This is a genomic window from Candidatus Zixiibacteriota bacterium (assembly GCA_035574315.1).
Lineage (GTDB): Bacteria > Desulfobacterota > Binatia > UBA9968 > UBA9968 > DATLYW01.
Map to the genome: position 1 here is coordinate 84,109 of DATLYW010000053.1, position 16,532 is coordinate 100,640.

Here is a 16,532-nt window from a genome sequence, read left to right on the forward strand (position 1 = left end):
GTGCGAAACTTGAAGCGGCGTGCCGATGCGAGTAGATTGAAATCGCCGCCGAAAGCGAGGAGATTGTGAGCCGTTCGACATCGGGGAAGACACGACAGCCGGCGGAGCGGTCCGCCGATGCCGCGCCGTCCCATTTCATTCGGGCGATCATCGCGGAGGACGTCAAGGCGGGGAGGTACGGCGGGCGGGTGAGGACCCGGTTTCCTCCCGAGCCCAACGGTTATCTTCACATCGGTCACGCCAAGTCGATCTGCCTGAATTTCGGACTGGCGGCGGAGTTCGGAGGGCTCTGCAACCTCCGGTTCGACGACACCAACCCGATCAAGGAAGAGGTCGAGTACGTCGAGTCGATCAAGGAGGACGTACGCTGGCTCGGGTTCGATTGGGGCGACCGCGAATACTACGCCTCGGACTATTTCGAGCAGCTCTATCAGTTCGCCGTTCGGTTGATCGAGGCCGGCCGGGCTTACGTCTGTGATCTCACCGCCGACCAGATCCGGGAGTACCGCGGCACGCTCACCGAACCGGGGAGGAACAGCCCCTACCGCGACCGTTCCGTGGAAGAGAACCTGGATCTGTTTCGCCGGATGCGGGCGGGGGAGTTTCCCGACGGGTCGCGGACGCTGCGGGCGAAGATCGACATGGCCTCGCCCAATCTCAATCTGCGCGATCCGGTGATGTATCGCATCCTTCACGCCAGGCACCACCGGACGGGCGACACCTGGTGCATCTACCCCACGTACGACTTCGCCCACGGTCAGTCGGACTCCCTCGAGGGCATCACCCATTCGATCTGCACCCTCGAGTTCGAGGACCATCGCCCGCTCTACGACTGGTTCCTCGACAACCTGGGGATCCATCACCCGAAACAGATCGAGTTCGCGCGGCTCAATCTGAGCTATACCGCGCTCAGCAAGCGCAAGCTCCTGCGGCTGGTCCGGGAGGGATTTGTCACCGGATGGGATGATCCGAGGATGCCGACGATCGCGGGCATCCGGCGGCGCGGCTATACGCCCGAGGCGATCCGGACTTTCTGCGAGCGCATCGGCGTGGCCAAGCGCAACAGCACCGTGGACATCGCGATGCTCGAGCATTGCGTGCGGGAGGATCTTAACAAGCGGGCACCCCGGGCGATGGCGGTGCTGAGGCCGCTCAAGGTCATAATCGAGAACTATCCCGAAGGACGCGTCGAGCAGGTCGAGGCCGTCAACAATCCCGAAGACCCGAGCATGGGGACGCGCGCGGTCCCGTTTTCGCGGGTGCTCTACATCGAGCGGGATGATTTCCGGGAGGAGCCGCCGAAGGGGTTTTTCCGGTTGTCGCCCGGGCGGGAGGTCCGCCTCCGATACGCTTACATCGTCAGGTGCACGGGGCTCGTGAAAGACCCCGGGAGCGGGGAAGTCGTCGAGCTGCGCTGCCAGTACGACCCGGAGACCCGAAGCGGCTCGGCGCGCAGCGACCGCAGGGTCAAATCAACGATCCACTGGGTATCCGCGGCGCACGCGGTTCCCGCGACCGTCCGCCTCTACGATCACCTGTTCACGAAGGAAGACCCTGACGACGTTCCCGAGGGCGAGGACTGGGTCGCCAACGTCAACCCCAAGTCCCTGGAAACGCTGCGAGGCTGCTTTCTCGAACCGGCGCTCGCCGCGGCCAAGCCAGGAGAACGCTATCAGTTCGAGCGGCTCGGCTATTTCTGTGTCGACACGGTGGATTCGCGGCCCGGAGCCCCGGTCTTCAACCGGACCGTAACGCTCCGCGACCCGTGGGCGAAAATGGAGAAGGCACGGTGAGGCCGATCTCCGAAGAGGGCCTCTAGAATCGGTAGCTGAGCGACACCGACAAAAAGTTATTGAAGGTTTCGTAGGTGTCGCGACCGGGAGCGCCGCTGAAGAACAAGGGGGCGGTTGCCGGAAGCCCTTCGAGCTCGTTGTTCGTGACGCGCCGGGTCTTGTAAAAGACGGCCATATACGCAAAGTCCAAAGAGAGCTTCTCCCATTTGTAGCCCACGCCCGCGTTCAACGTCAGAAGATCGGCTCCCGGAATGGCAGGGTTCAGTGTTCTCGAGGGAATCGGCGTTTCCTCGACCGTAAATCCTCCGCGCAATTCCCACGCCGGGCTCAGCTTGTAGTGGCTTCCAAAACGCAGGGTGCTGGTGTTCTTCCAGTCCTCCGGCAGACTGAACCCGGACACGAGGCCGGCTCCCCCTAGGGGAAGAAAAGTCGGAGCGGGAACAAACGAAGCGGTAAAACGCTTGAATTCTTTCCACCGCGTGTACTCGTATACGAGTTCCGCCCCCCACGCGGGGTTGATCTGCCAGTGCACGCCTACATTGATGACGGGCGGCAGCGGAAGAGGCCGGACCTCGGCTGTGGTCAGGGGAATGGAAAACGGCCCTCCCAATTTCACGTCGGCGTCGTCGAATCGAAGATCCGCACGCGATCGATAGCTGAAGCCGATCTTCACGGTATCGGCCGGCTTTACCAGAAAACCCAGGTTGTAGGCGAAAGCGTTGGCGGTATCGTTGAGCCTCATTCTTCCCTCGAACCCGATCGGCGCGGTGCACCCTGTGACCGCATCGAAGCAGAGAGACCGGGAAAACAGGCCTGAAGCGTGAATGAAGCTCGCGCCCGCCCCTACGGCAAAGCGTTTGGAGGGGTGCCATGAAACCGCCGGTGTAACGTATATCGTCTTCAACTCCGTACGCTCAGCGGCAAAGCGGGTGAAATCCTCTTCGTAGGTCGTGGCGAGACCGAAAGGGCTGTAAGTTCCGGCGCCGACGGTGAAGTCGGTTCCGGGAATGTGATAGTTGAAAAAGAGTGTGGCCAGAAAGTTGTCGTCGTGTTTGTTCGCCGCCTTTCTGCCGCTGTTCTCCACGCTGTTGACCACGTTGATGTACAGCCCGTTCAGCAGGATATTGTTCCCTTTGATCTCGCCCAAAGCCGCGGGATTGTAGTAGACCGCCGACGGATCGTCGACGCCGGCGGTCATGGCATTCGCCAGCCCCAGGGCCCTCGCCGTCTGGTGGGGAATGATAAAGCCGCCCGCGTAAACACGGACAGACATCCAAACAGCCAGCCCGCTGCCTGCGAGGATTTTCAGCAAAATCGAAGGCTTTCCCCTCATCCACATCCCCCTAAAATCGCTTGACTGCGGGCGCCAACTCTTATATACCAGTGCCAAATGTTGCAAAAGGTTGCCACAGAAGATTTTAAATTGCAAGAAGTTTTGCTAACCACGGCCCAGGTCGCGAGATATCTGAAGGTGGACAGATTCACCGTTTATCGCCTCGTGGCCCGGAAAAAAATTCCCGCATTCAAGGTCGGCAACCAATGGAGATTCAAGAAAAAGCTTCTGGAAGCGTGGCTAAAGGAAAACTCCAATCTCGGTCTCCAGGAGGAGCCCGAGTAGGAACTTTTCCGTCGATTGTTCCGGAGAAGCTCCGATGAGATCAATGAAAAACAACGGCTACGACAACCGGCGGGTAGTGGTGACCGGCCTCGGAGTAGTTTCCGCGATCGGCACAGGCAAGGATGCGTACTGTCAGTCGCTCCAGGAGGGTCGCTCGGGAATCAAAAGGATCTCGGCGTTCGATGTCTCATCCTACTCCTGCCAGATCGCCGCTGAAATTTCGGGGTTCGACCCCTTGACTTTCATGGCAGCACAGCAGGCGAGACGAATCGACCGGTTCGCCCAGCTCGGCGTAGCCGCGGCGACGCTGGCGTTGCAGGACGCGGGAATTCGCCCCGGCACTAATGGCACGCGCGCAATGGGGGTCATTCTCGGCACGTCCGTGGGGACGCTCTGTTATGCCGAGCAGCAAATTGCTCTCTTTTACGAAAAGGGGGTCAAGCGCATCAATCCGTTTTTTGCTACTTCCGTTATTCCGAGCAGCGCGGCGACGCAGATCCTGCTGAGCCTCGGCATCAAAGGCCCTTCGCATACGATCACGACCGCATGTGCATCCGGCACGTGCTCGGTCGGCGAGGCGTTTGAAATGATCAGGCACGGCGCGCTCGACGTCGTGCTTGCCGGCGGCGCGGAAGCGCCGATCACGCCCCTGGTGCTGGCCACGCTCGGATCCATTCACTTACTGACATCCGAAAACGAGACCCCTGCGACTGCCTATCGGCCCTTCGCCAGGAACGCGGCGGGCTTCGCGTTGGGAGAGGGCAGCGGGATCCTGGTATTGGAGGAGGCCGGGCACGCCTTGAAGCGAAACGCAAAAATCTACGGAGAGGTCGTGGGGTTCGGCAGTTCGTGCGACGCTTACGACGTGATGGCTTTCGATCCGACCTTTGAAGGGCCGGTTGCCGCGATTCGCCATGCGATGACGTCATCCGGGGTGAGGCCGGATGAAATCGGCTATGTCAATCTCCACGGGATTGCGCTGCCCGAGCACGATCGAGGAGAGGTGTCGATCCTGAAGCTGGCCCTCGGGGAGTCCGCTTGTCGGATTCCCGTCAGCGTAACCAAACCGCTGACCGGGCACACTCTCGGAGCCTCCGGGGCGATGGAGCTGGTCGCCTGCTGCCTGATGATGGAAAAGGGGTTTCTTCATCCGACCATCAATCTGGAGGAACCGGACCCTCAATGTGATCTGGATTTTGTCCCGAACCAGGCGCGAGCGGCCCGGGTCGACACCATGATGTCCGTATCGTTCGGGTTCGGGGGGTACAATGCAGCCTGCATTATTCGCGCCTTTGCCCAGTGATCGGGGGGTCGATCGATCTCGAGAATGAACATCGCTTCGATTCCCACGCTGGTCACGGCCCTCCTGTCTCTGAGTCTCGGTCTCTTCGTTCTCACCCGTAACCGGGCAACCAGCCACGCGCGGATGTTCGCGCTGTGGTGTTTTCTGACGGCCTACTGGCAGGGGTCGTGGACCGTGCTGTTCAACGTTCAAGACCGGTCCCTGGCCGAATTGGTCGCCCGCATCGGCTATTCGGGGATCATTTTCATCCCGATCGTCTTCTTTCATTTCGTGGTGGCGTTGACGCGCGAACGGCGGAACCGAAGACTTTGTTTGCTGTTTTATTCGCTTGGAGTTGCCTTTCTCGGGGTCACCTGGGTCGACCAATATTTCGTCGACGGAGTGTACCGTTACAGTTGGGGGTACTATCCGCGAGCGGGAACCTTGCACGTACTCTATCTTCTTTTCCTGGTGATCATGCTGGCGACGGGACTGCGCATCCTGGTGCATCACAAAAACGTGGCGCGGACTCACCCGGTGCGGGTCAACCAGCTGAAATACATTATTTTCTCGACCGTCATTTATTCGCTCGCCGGAGTGGACTTCCTGGGCAATTACGGCATCGCCTATTATCCGATCGGTCTGATCTTTACCAACGCCCACGCCGGGATCATCGCCTACGCCATCATCCAGTACCGCCTGCTGGATATCAGCGTTGTCATCAAGCGCAGCCTGATCTATGCGCTGATCCTCTTCGCGATGTTGATCCCGTGCTTCGTGATCGTCATCGGAGGTCAGCTCCTCGCTTTCGGAAGTCTCCACTACGGTTTTACGCTGATCCTTCTGGGGTTGCTCACCACCATAGGGTTTGTCTTTCCGAAGCTGCGGTTTATGACCGAAGACGCGCTGGAAAAAGCGCTGTTCAATAAAAAAGTCGATTACCGGGAAACGCTGCTGCGGTCGAGCCGGGAAATGGTCGCCGTCGTGGACATGGAGGCTCTGTCGCAGAGCTTGGTCCAGACCGTTGCCCGTGCCCTGGCCGTGGAGAAGGCGGCGCTCTACCTGCTCGACGACTCCAAAGACGCCTTCGCCCGAATTGCGAGCCGAGGAATGGCCGATGCCGAGGGCGCGCGCGACACGATCGCGAGAGCGGACCCGATCGCCGAACGGTTGTCCAGGCTCGGACAGGCGATCGTGATGGGCGAGCTGCAAATGGCGGGGGACGACCCTCGAGCGCTCGCGACTGCAAGAAGAATGGAACAGCTCGAGGCCGAGATCAGCGTTCCGATCGTTTCCAAGGGAAAGCTCATCGGCATTCTCAACCTCGGGCACAAAGAGGGGAAGGAAATCTATTCCAGCGAAGATATCGAGCTGCTGTCGACTCTCGCCAACCAGGCGGCGATCGCCATCGAGAACGCCCGGCTCTATCAGAACCTGAAACAATCCCAGGACACGTTGCGCCGGGCCGACCGCCTCTCGTCGCTGGGTCTGCTGACCGCGGGGCTGGCGCACGAAATCCGGAACCCGCTCGTGGCGATCCGCACCTTCACGCAGCTCTTGCCCGAGCGCTACGACGACCCGGAGTTCCGCGAGGGGTTTCAGGGGCTGGCGCTGAAAGAGGTCGATCGGATCTGCGGATTGATCAACGATCTCCTGAGCTTCGCCCGCCCGTCGCGGCCGAACGTTGCCGAGGAGAACATCAATGACGTCGTCGACAGCATCACGCGCATCCTGGAGACCGAGGCCAAGGAGAAAAACGTCGAGATTATCAGGAATTTCACTCCCAACCTCCCCAAAGTATGGATTGACAGAGAGCAGATGAAGCAGGTATTTATGAACCTCGTACTGAACGCCATCCAGGCGATCAAGGACGGGGGAGCGATCTCCGTCGCCACCCGGCTTTATGGTCGAAGCGAAAGCGGCGAACCGGCGCAGTTCGTTCAGGTCGAGGTGCGCGATACCGGAGTCGGAATTCCCGAAGAGAATCTCGACCACATTTTCGATCCGTTTTTCACCAGCAAGGACGAGGGCAGCGGCCTGGGGCTCTCGATCTCTCACCAGATCGTCCAGGAGCACGGAGGGTTTGTCACCGTCGAAAGCAAGGTCGGCAAGGGAACCTCGTTCTTCGTCAACCTACCCGTCGGCAAGCCGATGCGGAGCGTGACCAACGGGCGCATGCGCAATGAAGCGAATTTTAGTCATTGACCGCTCGGAAGCATTGCGGGAAACGCTCGGGCTGCTCCTGGAGGCGGAATTCGAGGTCGAGAAATCCCCCGCCGCGGGCTCCTTGCTCCGGAGCGGCGATACCGGACGGGAAATCGACCTGCTGATCCTGGGAGCCGATCCGGCGGAGATTCGGGAGCCCTCCGCCTTGCTGCAATCCGCGGCGCGCGCTCCTTTCCCGGTCCTCCTGCTGGTGGATTCCAGGGCGGCCGCGCGGGAGATCGAGAGCCGCCGCGGGATCGAATGCCTGGCCAAGCCGTTCAATCCTTACGAGCTGAAGCGCAAAGTGTCGACGCTGCTGTCCTCGCGGCGTTCGCCGACCGTCCCCTCCGCGCGGCAGAGCGATACAGGTTCCGGTTGCCTGGATTTCCCTTTCGTCACCCGGGCAGCTTCGACGGTGCTGCCTCGGTTCGCGACGAGCGGGCTGCCGGTCCTGATTTTCGGCGAAATCGGCTGCGGGCAACGGAGGGTCGTTCGTGACCTCTGTCGGCTGGCGAATCCGGGCGGTCCGGTCGTCTGGCTGCGAGCCGAGGAGATCGCTCCGGAGTATCTGCGGGAGAAGCGCCGGGAGCTGGAATCGGTCGGCCTGGAAGCAGGCGCATCGATGGTCGTTGTCGAAAACCTCGAGCGCCTTTCGCCCGCTCAGCAGGCGGCGCTGCTGGAGTTCCTGGATGAGGAAGAGCTGCGCCGCGGGCGGGCGAAACTGGCGGCGACCGCGGCCTGCGATCTGCTGGAGAAAGTCTACTCCAGTGAGTTCTCCGAGGACCTCTACGCCAAACTCGCCACCTTGACCGTCAGGCTGCCGCCGCTGCGGGAAAGGAGCGGAGATATTCCGGATCTCGCCGCCTGGTTCGCGCGGCGGTACGGCGACGCCCTGCAGCTCGGGCCCGTCGCCCTGGCGCCCGATGCCGAGAGGCGGCTGGTGAACTATCTGTGGTTCGGCAACCTGACCGAGCTCGAAATGGTGATCGCCCGGACGCTCGCGGCGCGACGAAAATCGCGGATCGAGGCGGCTGATCTGATCTTCGATTTTTCGCCGGAGCCGGTTGCTCAGACCGCGGCGAAGCTTCCGGCCGGCTCCGAAAAACCTTCCCCCGGGCAGTGGCGGGCCCCGGCCGACGAAGCCGGGGCAAACGGCCGGGTGCCGGCGGTCGATTTGAAGACCTTGATCCATGAGCTGGCTCACGAGTTCAAGAACCCGATGGTCACCATCAAGACCTTCGCGCAGCTCCTGGCGGACCGCTACCAGGACGAAGATTTCCGCTTGCGCTTTCAAGACGTCGTGGGAGGCGACATCGAGCGGATGGACGATCTGCTCGAGACCATGATGGAATTCTCGGACTTTTCAGCGCCCCGGGCACGGCGCGTCTCGCTCGAGGAGCGCCTGCGCGCCGCTCTCGACGAGCTTCAAGACGAGTGCGCCAAGCGCGACGCTCGCATCGCCTGGCGCGGCAACGGGACAAACGGGGAGGTCCTGGCGGACGATACCCAGCTCAAGTTCGCTTTCAAGAACGTTCTCGCGGCGGTGCTCTCCCAGATCAAGAACGCGACCGAAATCGAGATCGACCTGCAGCGCCGGGGAGCGTTGGCGATCTCCTACGCTCGCGAAGGGGCGCGCGTCGCTTCGATCGCGCAGTATTTCTCATCCGACGCCCCCGACCCCGCCCCGGTGGTGCTGCCTTTGAGGCTTCTCCTGGCGAAGCTCTTGATCGAGCGCAACGGGGGGCGCCTGGTCTGCAGCGCGGCCCCCGGGGACCGGGAAATCCTGGAAATGGAGTTCGTGAGTTCGCAATGGGAAAAAAGGATATGAGCCAACCGGTGTTGCTGGTCGTTGACGACGAAGCGGGCGTCCGGCAGTCCCTTCAGCTGGTGTTCAACAAGACTTTCAGGGTCGTCGAAGCCGGTTCGGCGGACGAGGCGATGCAGAAGCTCGCCGAGCACCGGCCCGAGGTCGTGCTCCTGGATATCGTCATGCCCGGCACCGACGGCCTGGCTGTGCTGAAGCAGATCAAGTCGGTCCACCCTGACTGCCAGGTCATCATGCTGACCGCGCTCAATACGGCGCGCACCGCCTTCGCGGCCCGGGGAACCGGCGCCTTCGACTATGTCACCAAGCCGTTCGACGTCGAGGAGCTCCGTTTGCGGGTGGAGCACGCTCTCGAGAAGGTCCAGCTTTCGCGCGAGCTGGAGCGCCTCAAGGAGGAGGTGGGCCGCAAATACGGCATCGATCACATCGTCGGCAAGTCGAAGCCGATCGTGGACATATTCAAGGCCGTGAGCATGGTGGCGGCCAAGAAGAGCACGGTCTTGATCCAGGGGGAGAGCGGGACCGGCAAGGAGCTGATCGCCCGGGCCATTCACTACAACAGCGACCGCCGCTCCAAGCCGTTCGTGGTGGTGAATTGCGCGGCGTTGCCCGACACGCTGATCGAAAGCGAGCTGTTCGGCTACGAGAAGGGCGCGTTCACGAACGCGGCGCAAAAGAAAGTGGGCCGCTTCGAGCTCGCCCACGGCGGCACGTTGTTCCTGGACGAGATCGGGGAGCTCAACCTGGGGACTCAGGCGAAGTTCCTGCGCGCCATCGAGCACGAAACCTTCACCCGCCTGGGGGGCACCGACGAGATCAAGGTCGATGTGCGGGTGATCGCGGCCAGCAACCGCGACCTCGAGGTCATGGCGAAAGCGGGGGAGTTCCGCGCCGATCTCTTCTACCGGCTGAACGTGGTCTCGCTTCACCTCCCGCCCCTGCGCGAGCGGCGCGAGGACATCCCGCTGCTGCTCGACCACTTCCTGAGGCTCAAAGCCCAGGAGCATTCGATCGCTCCCAAAACGCTGTCGCCCGAGGTGATCGATTTCTTCACCTCGTACTACTGGCCGGGCAACGTCCGGGAGCTGGAAAACTTGATCGAGCGGCTGACCATCCTGACACCGCACGAGACGGTCATGCTGCGGGACTTGCCGGCCAGCATGCGATCGACCGATCAGACCGCGACCTTGAAGGAGGACGTGCTGAGCGGCGCGCGGCCGCTGAGCGAAGCCGTCGACGAGTTCGAGCGCGAGCTGATCGTCAAAGCTCTGCAGCGCACCGGATTCAATCAGACGAAAGCCGCATTGCTCCTCGGAACGAGCCGCAGGATCCTCAAATACCGCATCGAGAAATTGAAGATCAACGAATCGAGCGGTGACGGGGTTAAATTGTCGACCTAATCGGACAAATTTGTTTTTTCCAGCGTCTTTTTTCTTTCCCACGTCTCGAACTAAGTTCTTTGAAATCGGGCGGTTAGGGGGTGGCATGCTCCTTGCTGCTCCCGGCCGGTATGGAAAATACCAAGCCCCACATTCTTGTGGTCGACGACGAGCTGGGGCCGCGGGAATCTCTCAAGATGATTCTCAACCCTCGTTACCACGTCCACGTGGCCGAGCGCGCGGCGCAGGCGATCGACATGCTCGGCCGTTACCCGATCGACCTCGTGACGCTGGATCTCAAGATGCCGGGCGGCAGCGGGATCGAGGTTCTCGAAAAAGTCAAACGGCACGACCCCGACATCGAGGCGATCATCATCACCGGGTACGGGTCGCTGGATACGGCGATCGAGGGGCTCCGCCTCGGCGCGTTCGACTACATCTCCAAACCGTTCGACGTCAGCCACGTCCTCAAGCTGGTCGGGCACGCGATCGAGAGGCGCAACGCCAAGACCAGGCTCCGGCAGGTGAAGTCGGATTTCCTCTCCAACGTTTCGCACGAGCTGAGGACGCCGCTGAGCGTCGTCGTCGGGTTCGTTTACCTGCTGCTCAACCAGGTCATCGGAAAGCTCACGGAGGAGCAGCAGAAGGTCCTGGAGACGGTCTATCGCAACTCCGAGGAGCTGCTCGAGCTGATCGACAACGTGCTGTGGATGACGTCGCTGAACGCCGGAGACAACACGACGATCGTCCAGCGGTTCGACGTGCGCGACGTGGTCGAATGCGCGGTGAAGCGCTACGAGCGCGCCGTGCGCGAAAAGGGTCTGCGCCTCTCCGTCGAGATCGAGGAGCCGGCGCTGCCTCTCGTGAGCGATCGGGCGAAGGTCGAGCGCATCTTCCAGAACGTGTTCAACAACGCGGTCAAGTTCACCGAGAAAGGGGAGATCCGGGTCAAGGCGCGGTTGTCTCCCGACGGCGACGGCGTGGAGCTGGAAATCGCCGACACCGGGATCGGCATCGACAGGAGCAAAATCGACACGATCTTCGAGCCGTTCCAGCAGGGCGACGGCTCGATGCAGCGTTCGTTCTCCGGGCTCGGAATCGGCCTGACGGTGGCGCGCCGAATGACGGACGTGATCGGCGGCACGCTCGAGCTCGCGAGCCAGCCCGGATTCGGCACCTCGGTTCTGATGCGGTTTCCCCACAGAGTGCTCGCGGCGCAGCCGAGCCGCGAGGTGCAGCACACCTATGGATAGAGACAGATTCATCTGGTGCCGCCACTGCGACGCCGTCCATCACGTCACGCCCTTCGACAAGGCGCCCGTCTACCGCCGCTGCGGGGAAGAGGTCGAAGAACTCGCGGCGAACGACTGGCAGGATTTCATGCGCCGCCACGCGGGGCACCGGCTGGAGCCCCTCGAGGCGGTCGGAGAGCGGCGCTTTCTTCACGGGGCGCCCTGGGATCCGATGACCGCCGGCTATGTCGAGGTTAGCGACGGTCGCCAGCGACTCCTCCTGCGGCAGTCGCGCGCCAGCATCCAGGAGCCGTTGCGTTACGAGCTCGTGAGCGGCCGCCTGATGGACCGGGGCATAAGGCTCGCGGTCCAGGAGGAGGCCATCCGGGAGGAGATCAAACGGCGCTTCTCCTGGGCTCCGGCCGCCGTTCCCGACGATTCCAAGATCGAGACTTTCATCGGGCTTTTCGCGGAGCTGGTCGCGGAGCTGGATCCCGCCGCAATCGAGGTCGGCGGCTATTCGCAGGACGACGACAACGTGACGTACGGTGTGCTCCCGCGCGCGACCGTCGAAAAACTGCTCGACCGCTGCGCGCTCCACTTTTCTCCCGCCGAGCTCGCCGCAGTGCGGAGATTTACTTTAAGTCATCTCGACGGCTGCGACGTCATGGCCGTGGTCATGCGGCGGGAGCTGGAGCTGGAACGCGCGGCGGGGTAGCGGTTTCTCATTCCTCGACCGGTACCTGAACGGCTTCCTGCGGCGCAAACCCCGAAGCCACCCCCCTTGCCCGCCCGAAACACCGGCCGAAGCGAGCACGACGCCCGGTCTCCGTCAAGGCCGCTGCAAGCCGATCCGGACCTCGTCGACCCGATCGACCTCTCTTACGCGGACACGAACGTCGGATTGCGGCGGCAGCCGGAGCTTTTTCCCGACGTAGTTGGCGGCGATCGGAAGTTCGCGGCCGCCGCGGTCGACCATCACCGCGAGATGAATCATCCGCGGTCGTCCCAGATCGATCAGATGGTCCACGGCGGCGCGCGCGGTTCGGCCGGTATTGAGCACGTCGTCGAAGAGCACGATGATTTTGTTGCGGATATCGAACGGAATCCGCGTGTGGTCGACTCGGCCGCCGGGCAGCAGGGCGTTCAGGTCGTCGCGGTACAGCGCGATGTCCATCTCGCCGACGGGAATCTCCCGGCCGTAGCGCTTCTTGATGATGGCGCTCAAGCGCCTGGCGAGATACGGCCCGCGCGTGCGAATGCCGATGAACACCACCTGATCGAGGTCGGGGTATTGACGGACGATCGCGCGCGCGAAGCGCTCTAAAATCGCGGCCATCTGCGCGCCGCCCAGGATTTTCGTCTTGCCGTCAGCTCTTTTCATCGGCGAGCCGTATCATCGCCTCCATGAGCAGTTGCGTTCCCAGGCAGATATCGTCGGGATCGCTCCATTCCTCGGGATTGTGGCTGATCCCGCGCCGGCTCGGCACGAAGATCATCGCCGCCCGGGTGATCTTGGCCATCTGCATGGCATCGTGTCCGGCACCCGAGGGCATGATCTCGTAGTCGATTCCCTTCTCCTCGCAGAGGCGGCGCGTCAACCGCAGCAGGCCCCGGTCCAGCGGCACCGGCTCCTCCTCCCGGATCGTCAGCACCTCTACCTCGAGCCCCCGCCGGCGGGCGATCGCTTCCGCCTGGCGCCGGACCATGCGCGCCACGCGGTCCTTGGCCGGGCCGCTCGTGCTGCGGATGTCCACCGCAAGCTCGACCCGTCCGGGCACGGCGTTGATCACGCCCGGCTCGATTTTCATCGCGCCGACGGTCCCCACCACCCGTCCCCTGGCCATCGATGAAAACCGCCTGCAGGTCTTCTCGATATACTCGATCAGCCATGCCGCGGCGACCAGCGCGTCCTTGCGCATTTCCATCGGCGTGGTGCCGGAGTGGTCCGCCCGGCCGTGAAAGACGATGCGGTAGCGGCTCGGCGCGGCGATCGAGGTCACGAGCCCGATCTTCTTTCCCTTCGCCTCCAGGATCGGCCCCTGCTCGATGTGCAGCTCCAGGTATGCCTTGACGGTCTTCGGGTCGCGCCTGAGCGCCGCCAGGTTGCGGCGCGAGATCCCCAGGCCGGCGAGCACCTCTTCGAGCCGGGTCCCGTGGGCGTCGACGGCGTTCGCCAGGTCGCGCGGCCGCACCTCGCCCGCGAGCAGGCTGCTGCCCAGGGTCGAGAAGCCGAAGCGGCTCGATTCCTCGCCGATGAAGCAGACCACCTCGACGGGACAGCGCGGGACCAGCCCGTTCTCGCGCATGGTCCGAACGGCCTCCAGGGCGCCGATGACGCCGACGGGGCCGTCGTATTTGCCGCCGTGGACGACGGTGTCCAGATGCGAACCCGCCAGCACGGCGGGCGCCGTTGGGTCGCGCCCCTCGAGGCGCCCGAAGATGTTGCCGATCGCGTCGATGCTCACGGAGAGCCCGGCCTGGCGCATGAGGTGAATCAGGAGCTGGCGGCTGCGGAGCTCCTTCACCGAGAAAACCAGCCGCGTGACCGCGCCTCGCGGGCCCAGGCCGATGCGCGAAACCGCGTTGAGATCCTGCATCAAGCGGCGTTTGTTCACGGCGGGCGCTGGCGGCGCGGGCTCCCGGAGCGAGGCTGCCTTCATCACGGCTTATCTTAGCAAGTTCCCTGCGAGGTGAAAAACGCGCCGGCCGAAGGGCGCTGTAAAGGCGATATTGGCAAGGCGATGGCGCTGTGTTATATGCGACTGAGCTTTTGCGGAGGCGTTCATGCGCGAGGTTGCTTCGAGGACGGCCGAAATTCTGCTCCAGACCCAGGCCATTCAGGTCTACAAGGAAAAACCATTCGTGTTCGTGTCGGGGCGGATCTCCCCGGTCTACATCGACTGCCGCAAGCTCCTCTCGTTTCCCGCCGAGCGGGAGTACATCGTGACGCAGCTCGCGCGTACGGCGGAAACGGAAATCGGGCTCGACCGTATCGACGTGGTCGCAGGCGGCGAGACGGCCGGCATCCCGTACGCCGCCTTCGTGGCTCATCTGGTCAGGAAGCCGATGATCTACATCCGCAAACAGCCGAAAGGCTACGGCGGAACCAAGCAGATCGAGGGAATCCTGGAGCCGGGCAAGCGCGTCTTGCTGGTCGAGGACCTGATCACCGACGGGCTGAGCAAGCTTCGCTTCAACATCGGGATCCGCGCGGCCGGGGCGAAGATGACGCACTGCCTGTGCGTGTTCGATTACGCTTCGGACCGCCTGCAGCAGCACGAAGGGCGGGACAACCTGGCAAGGAACGACATCGAGCTTCACGTGCTCGCCAACTGGGACGACGTGCTCGATACCGGTCTCGCCAAGAGCTACTTCAGCCCGGCGGCGAGCGAGCAGATCCTCGATTTCCTGAAGGACCCGGAAAACTGGGGCCGGAAGATGGGATTCGTCTGAGCCGCATGTTCCGGCGGCCGCTCCGGGTTTCCGGGTTCCCCGTGCCGAACCTGTGAACACATGGACGGGCGAGCCACCGCGAAGCGGCAGGGACGGAAGGTCCGGCCGGCACGCTGTCACCGCATCCACGAATCCCCCGATGCACAGGCGGGTGCCGGCAGGCCCGGCCGCGCGCAGCCTGTTCCACATCGATGAGAACCCTTGTCGCCCATCCCCTGATCGTGACGATGAACGAATCGCTGGACGTGGTCGAGCGGGGCGCCGTCGTGATCGAAGGCTCCCGCATCGCCTACGTCGGCCCGTCGGAATGGACGCCCGCGGGTCCCTTCGACCGGACGATCGACGCCGACGGCATGATCGCCATGCCGGGCATGGTCAACGCCCATTGCCATTCGCCGGCCAATCTGGTGCGCGGCATGATGCCGAGCAAGCCGCTGGAAATCTGGCGGGCCTATTACCGGGCGTCGCTGCGCGGCATGCGCGAAGATGATTTCTACGCCAGCGCGCTCCTGGGCGGCATGGAGATGCTGAAAGCGGGAGCCACGACCGTCCTCGACCATTTCGCCGGCAGCCAGGCCTGCCGTTTCATGGGCGCCGGCGCGGCGATCCAGGCGATGCGCGACCTCGGCCTGCGCCACGTCGTCGCGCTGACGATCACGGACAAGAGCTACGAGGAGACGGTCCCGATCGGCGAGACCGATGCGGCGCTCGGCGACGAGATCAGGCGCATGAGCGCGAGCGAGGCGAGATCGACCCGGGCCTGGCTCGATGAGTGCGAGGCCTTCATCGAGACCTTTCACGCGCCGGAGAAGCTGACGACCGCCTGTCCGGGACCTTCGGCCGTGCAGCGCTGCAGCGACGAGCTGCTGTCCGGGACAGCGGCGATGGCCCGGAAAAGAAAGCTGCCCGTCCACGTCCATCTCGCCGAGACCAGGGCTCAGGCGGTCATGGGCCAACGGCTTTACGGCACGTCGCTGCTCAAGCATCTGGACGCGATCGGCGCGCTCGACGCAACCGTATCGCTCGCGCACTCGATCTGGATCGAAGAAGACGACGTCGATCTCTTCGCGCGCCGTGGCGCAACCCCGGTGCACAATCCCGCGAGCAATCTGCGCATCGGGAGCGGTCTCGCCCCGGTCAGGCGGTTTCTCTCCGCCGGCGTAAACCCGGCGCTCGGAACGGACGGCTCGGCTTCCAACGACGGTCAGAACATGTTCGACGCGTTGCGGCTGGCGGCCTTGATCCACAATCAAGCGGGGTCGGACTTCAACGAATGGGTCACGCCCGCGCAGGCTCTCGCCATGGCGACGCGCAACGGGGCGAGAGCGTTCGGCCTCGACGCCGGCGTGCTGGCGCCCGGCAAGCTCGCGGACCTGGTCTTGCTGCGCCGCGACGCTCCCGCCTTCACTCCGCTGAACGACGTCATGAGCCAGCTCGTCTTCTGTGAAAACGGCGCCGACGTCGATACGGTCATCGTCGACGGCGAGATCGTCGTCGAGGGCGGCCGCCTGACCCGGGTCGACGAACGGGAGGTTTTGCGCCTCGCCCGGGAGGCGCGCTCCCGGCTCCACCCGTCGATCGAGCGGGAGCTGGCGGCGGCAAGGATCGTCGAGCCCGCGCTGGCCGAAATGTATTTCCGGATTTTCGCAAAGAGCCGCTAGCGCCAACGAGCGCCGATAGCGGAATCCCTTCTACCTTTGCCGGCTTGCTTCATTGGCGGGCAGACATCTATCCGGAATGCG

At 63.1% G+C, this 16,532-nt stretch carries 13 protein-coding genes; 10 read left to right on the forward strand and 3 right to left on the reverse strand.

Going from position 1 to position 16,532, the window contains the following annotated elements:
• Nucleotides 1-65: 65 nt before the first annotated feature.
• The gene (locus tag VNN77_19835) at nt 66-1,793 is read left to right on the forward strand and encodes a glutamine--tRNA ligase/YqeY domain fusion protein (protein ID HXG53659.1); all 1,728 of its coding nucleotides are present in this window, start codon (nt 66-68) and stop codon (nt 1,791-1,793) included.
• A gap of 22 nt (nt 1,794-1,815) precedes the next feature.
• Here VNN77_19835 and VNN77_19840 read toward each other — a convergent pair whose 3' ends face one another.
• Nucleotides 1,816-3,222, reverse strand: coding sequence for an outer membrane protein transport protein (locus tag VNN77_19840; protein ID HXG53660.1), 1,407 nt, complete (start codon nt 3,220-3,222; stop codon nt 1,816-1,818).
• Here VNN77_19840 and VNN77_19845 point away from each other — a divergent pair.
• From VNN77_19845 to VNN77_19875, 7 genes are all read left to right on the forward strand, one after another.
• On the forward strand, nt 3,184-3,411 hold the full coding sequence (locus tag VNN77_19845; protein HXG53661.1) for a helix-turn-helix domain-containing protein: 228 nt from the start codon (nt 3,184-3,186) through the stop codon (nt 3,409-3,411). The two genes, VNN77_19840 and VNN77_19845, sit on opposite strands and share 39 nt — an antisense overlap.
• A 43-nt stretch (nt 3,412-3,454) precedes the next feature.
• Complete coding sequence (locus VNN77_19850; GenBank protein ID HXG53662.1) at nt 3,455-4,714, forward strand: beta-ketoacyl-ACP synthase II; 1,260 nt, start codon at nt 3,455-3,457, stop codon at nt 4,712-4,714.
• A gap of 24 nt (nt 4,715-4,738) precedes the next feature.
• Nucleotides 4,739-6,898 carry an ATP-binding protein gene (locus tag VNN77_19855; protein HXG53663.1) on the forward strand — a complete coding sequence of 720 codons (2,160 nt, stop codon included), beginning with the start codon at nt 4,739-4,741 and terminating at the stop codon, nt 6,896-6,898.
• Nucleotides 6,876-8,726, forward strand: a complete 1,851-nt coding sequence (locus VNN77_19860; protein HXG53664.1) for a histidine kinase dimerization/phospho-acceptor domain-containing protein — start codon at nt 6,876-6,878, stop codon at nt 8,724-8,726. The genes VNN77_19855 and VNN77_19860 overlap by 23 nt, the downstream gene beginning before the upstream one ends.
• Nucleotides 8,723-10,123 (forward strand): sigma-54 dependent transcriptional regulator, encoded by a 1,401-nt coding sequence (locus tag VNN77_19865; GenBank protein HXG53665.1) that lies wholly within the window; start codon nt 8,723-8,725, stop codon nt 10,121-10,123. The genes VNN77_19860 and VNN77_19865 overlap by 4 nt, the downstream gene beginning before the upstream one ends.
• An 80-nt stretch (nt 10,124-10,203) precedes the next feature.
• Entirely contained in the window at nt 10,204-11,355 is a 1,152-nt protein-coding gene (locus VNN77_19870) for a response regulator (GenBank protein HXG53666.1), read from the forward strand.
• Entirely contained in the window at nt 11,348-12,052 is a 705-nt protein-coding gene (locus VNN77_19875; GenBank protein ID HXG53667.1) for a hypothetical protein, read from the forward strand. Before VNN77_19870 ends, VNN77_19875 begins: the two co-directional genes overlap by 8 nt.
• A gap of 114 nt (nt 12,053-12,166) precedes the next feature.
• Here VNN77_19875 and pyrR read toward each other — a convergent pair whose 3' ends face one another.
• Nucleotides 12,167-12,718: a bifunctional pyr operon transcriptional regulator/uracil phosphoribosyltransferase PyrR gene (gene pyrR / locus VNN77_19880; protein ID HXG53668.1), complete on the reverse strand. Its 552-nt coding sequence runs from the start codon at nt 12,716-12,718 to the stop codon at nt 12,167-12,169.
• On the reverse strand, nt 12,705-13,952 hold the full coding sequence (locus VNN77_19885; protein ID HXG53669.1) for a M20 family metallo-hydrolase: 1,248 nt from the start codon (nt 13,950-13,952) through the stop codon (nt 12,705-12,707). Before VNN77_19885 ends, pyrR begins: the two co-directional genes overlap by 14 nt.
• A gap of 169 nt (nt 13,953-14,121) precedes the next feature.
• On the opposite strand from VNN77_19885, the gene VNN77_19890 reads away from it, so the two are divergent.
• Both VNN77_19890 and VNN77_19895 read left to right on the forward strand, forming a co-directional pair.
• A complete protein-coding gene (locus VNN77_19890) occupies nt 14,122-14,790 on the forward strand; it encodes an orotate phosphoribosyltransferase (protein ID HXG53670.1) in 669 nt (222 codons plus the stop codon).
• A gap of 191 nt (nt 14,791-14,981) precedes the next feature.
• Nucleotides 14,982-16,451, forward strand: a complete 1,470-nt coding sequence (locus VNN77_19895; protein ID HXG53671.1) for an amidohydrolase — start codon at nt 14,982-14,984, stop codon at nt 16,449-16,451.
• The last annotated feature ends 81 nt before the right edge of the window (nt 16,452-16,532 follow it).

Excerpts from the sequence above, each read along its gene's own strand:
- VNN77_19860 (HXG53664.1), top strand. The coding sequence starts at position 6,876 with ATGAAGCGAATTTTAGTCATTGACCGCTCGGAAGCATTGCGGGAAACG.
- VNN77_19855 (HXG53663.1), top strand. The coding sequence starts at position 4,739 with ATGAACATCGCTTCGATTCCCACGCTGGTCACGGCCCTCCTGTCTCTG.
- VNN77_19890 (HXG53670.1), top strand. The coding sequence starts at position 14,122 with ATGCGCGAGGTTGCTTCGAGGACGGCCGAAATTCTGCTCCAGACCCAG.
- VNN77_19845 (HXG53661.1), top strand. The coding sequence starts at position 3,184 with ATGTTGCAAAAGGTTGCCACAGAAGATTTTAAATTGCAAGAAGTTTTG.
- VNN77_19895 (HXG53671.1), top strand. The coding sequence starts at position 14,982 with ATGAGAACCCTTGTCGCCCATCCCCTGATCGTGACGATGAACGAATCG.
- VNN77_19850 (HXG53662.1), top strand. The coding sequence starts at position 3,455 with ATGAAAAACAACGGCTACGACAACCGGCGGGTAGTGGTGACCGGCCTC.
- VNN77_19865 (HXG53665.1), top strand. The coding sequence starts at position 8,723 with ATGAGCCAACCGGTGTTGCTGGTCGTTGACGACGAAGCGGGCGTCCGG.
- VNN77_19875 (HXG53667.1), top strand. The coding sequence starts at position 11,348 with ATGGATAGAGACAGATTCATCTGGTGCCGCCACTGCGACGCCGTCCAT.
- pyrR (HXG53668.1), bottom strand. The coding sequence starts at position 12,718 with ATGAAAAGAGCTGACGGCAAGACGAAAATCCTGGGCGGCGCGCAGATG.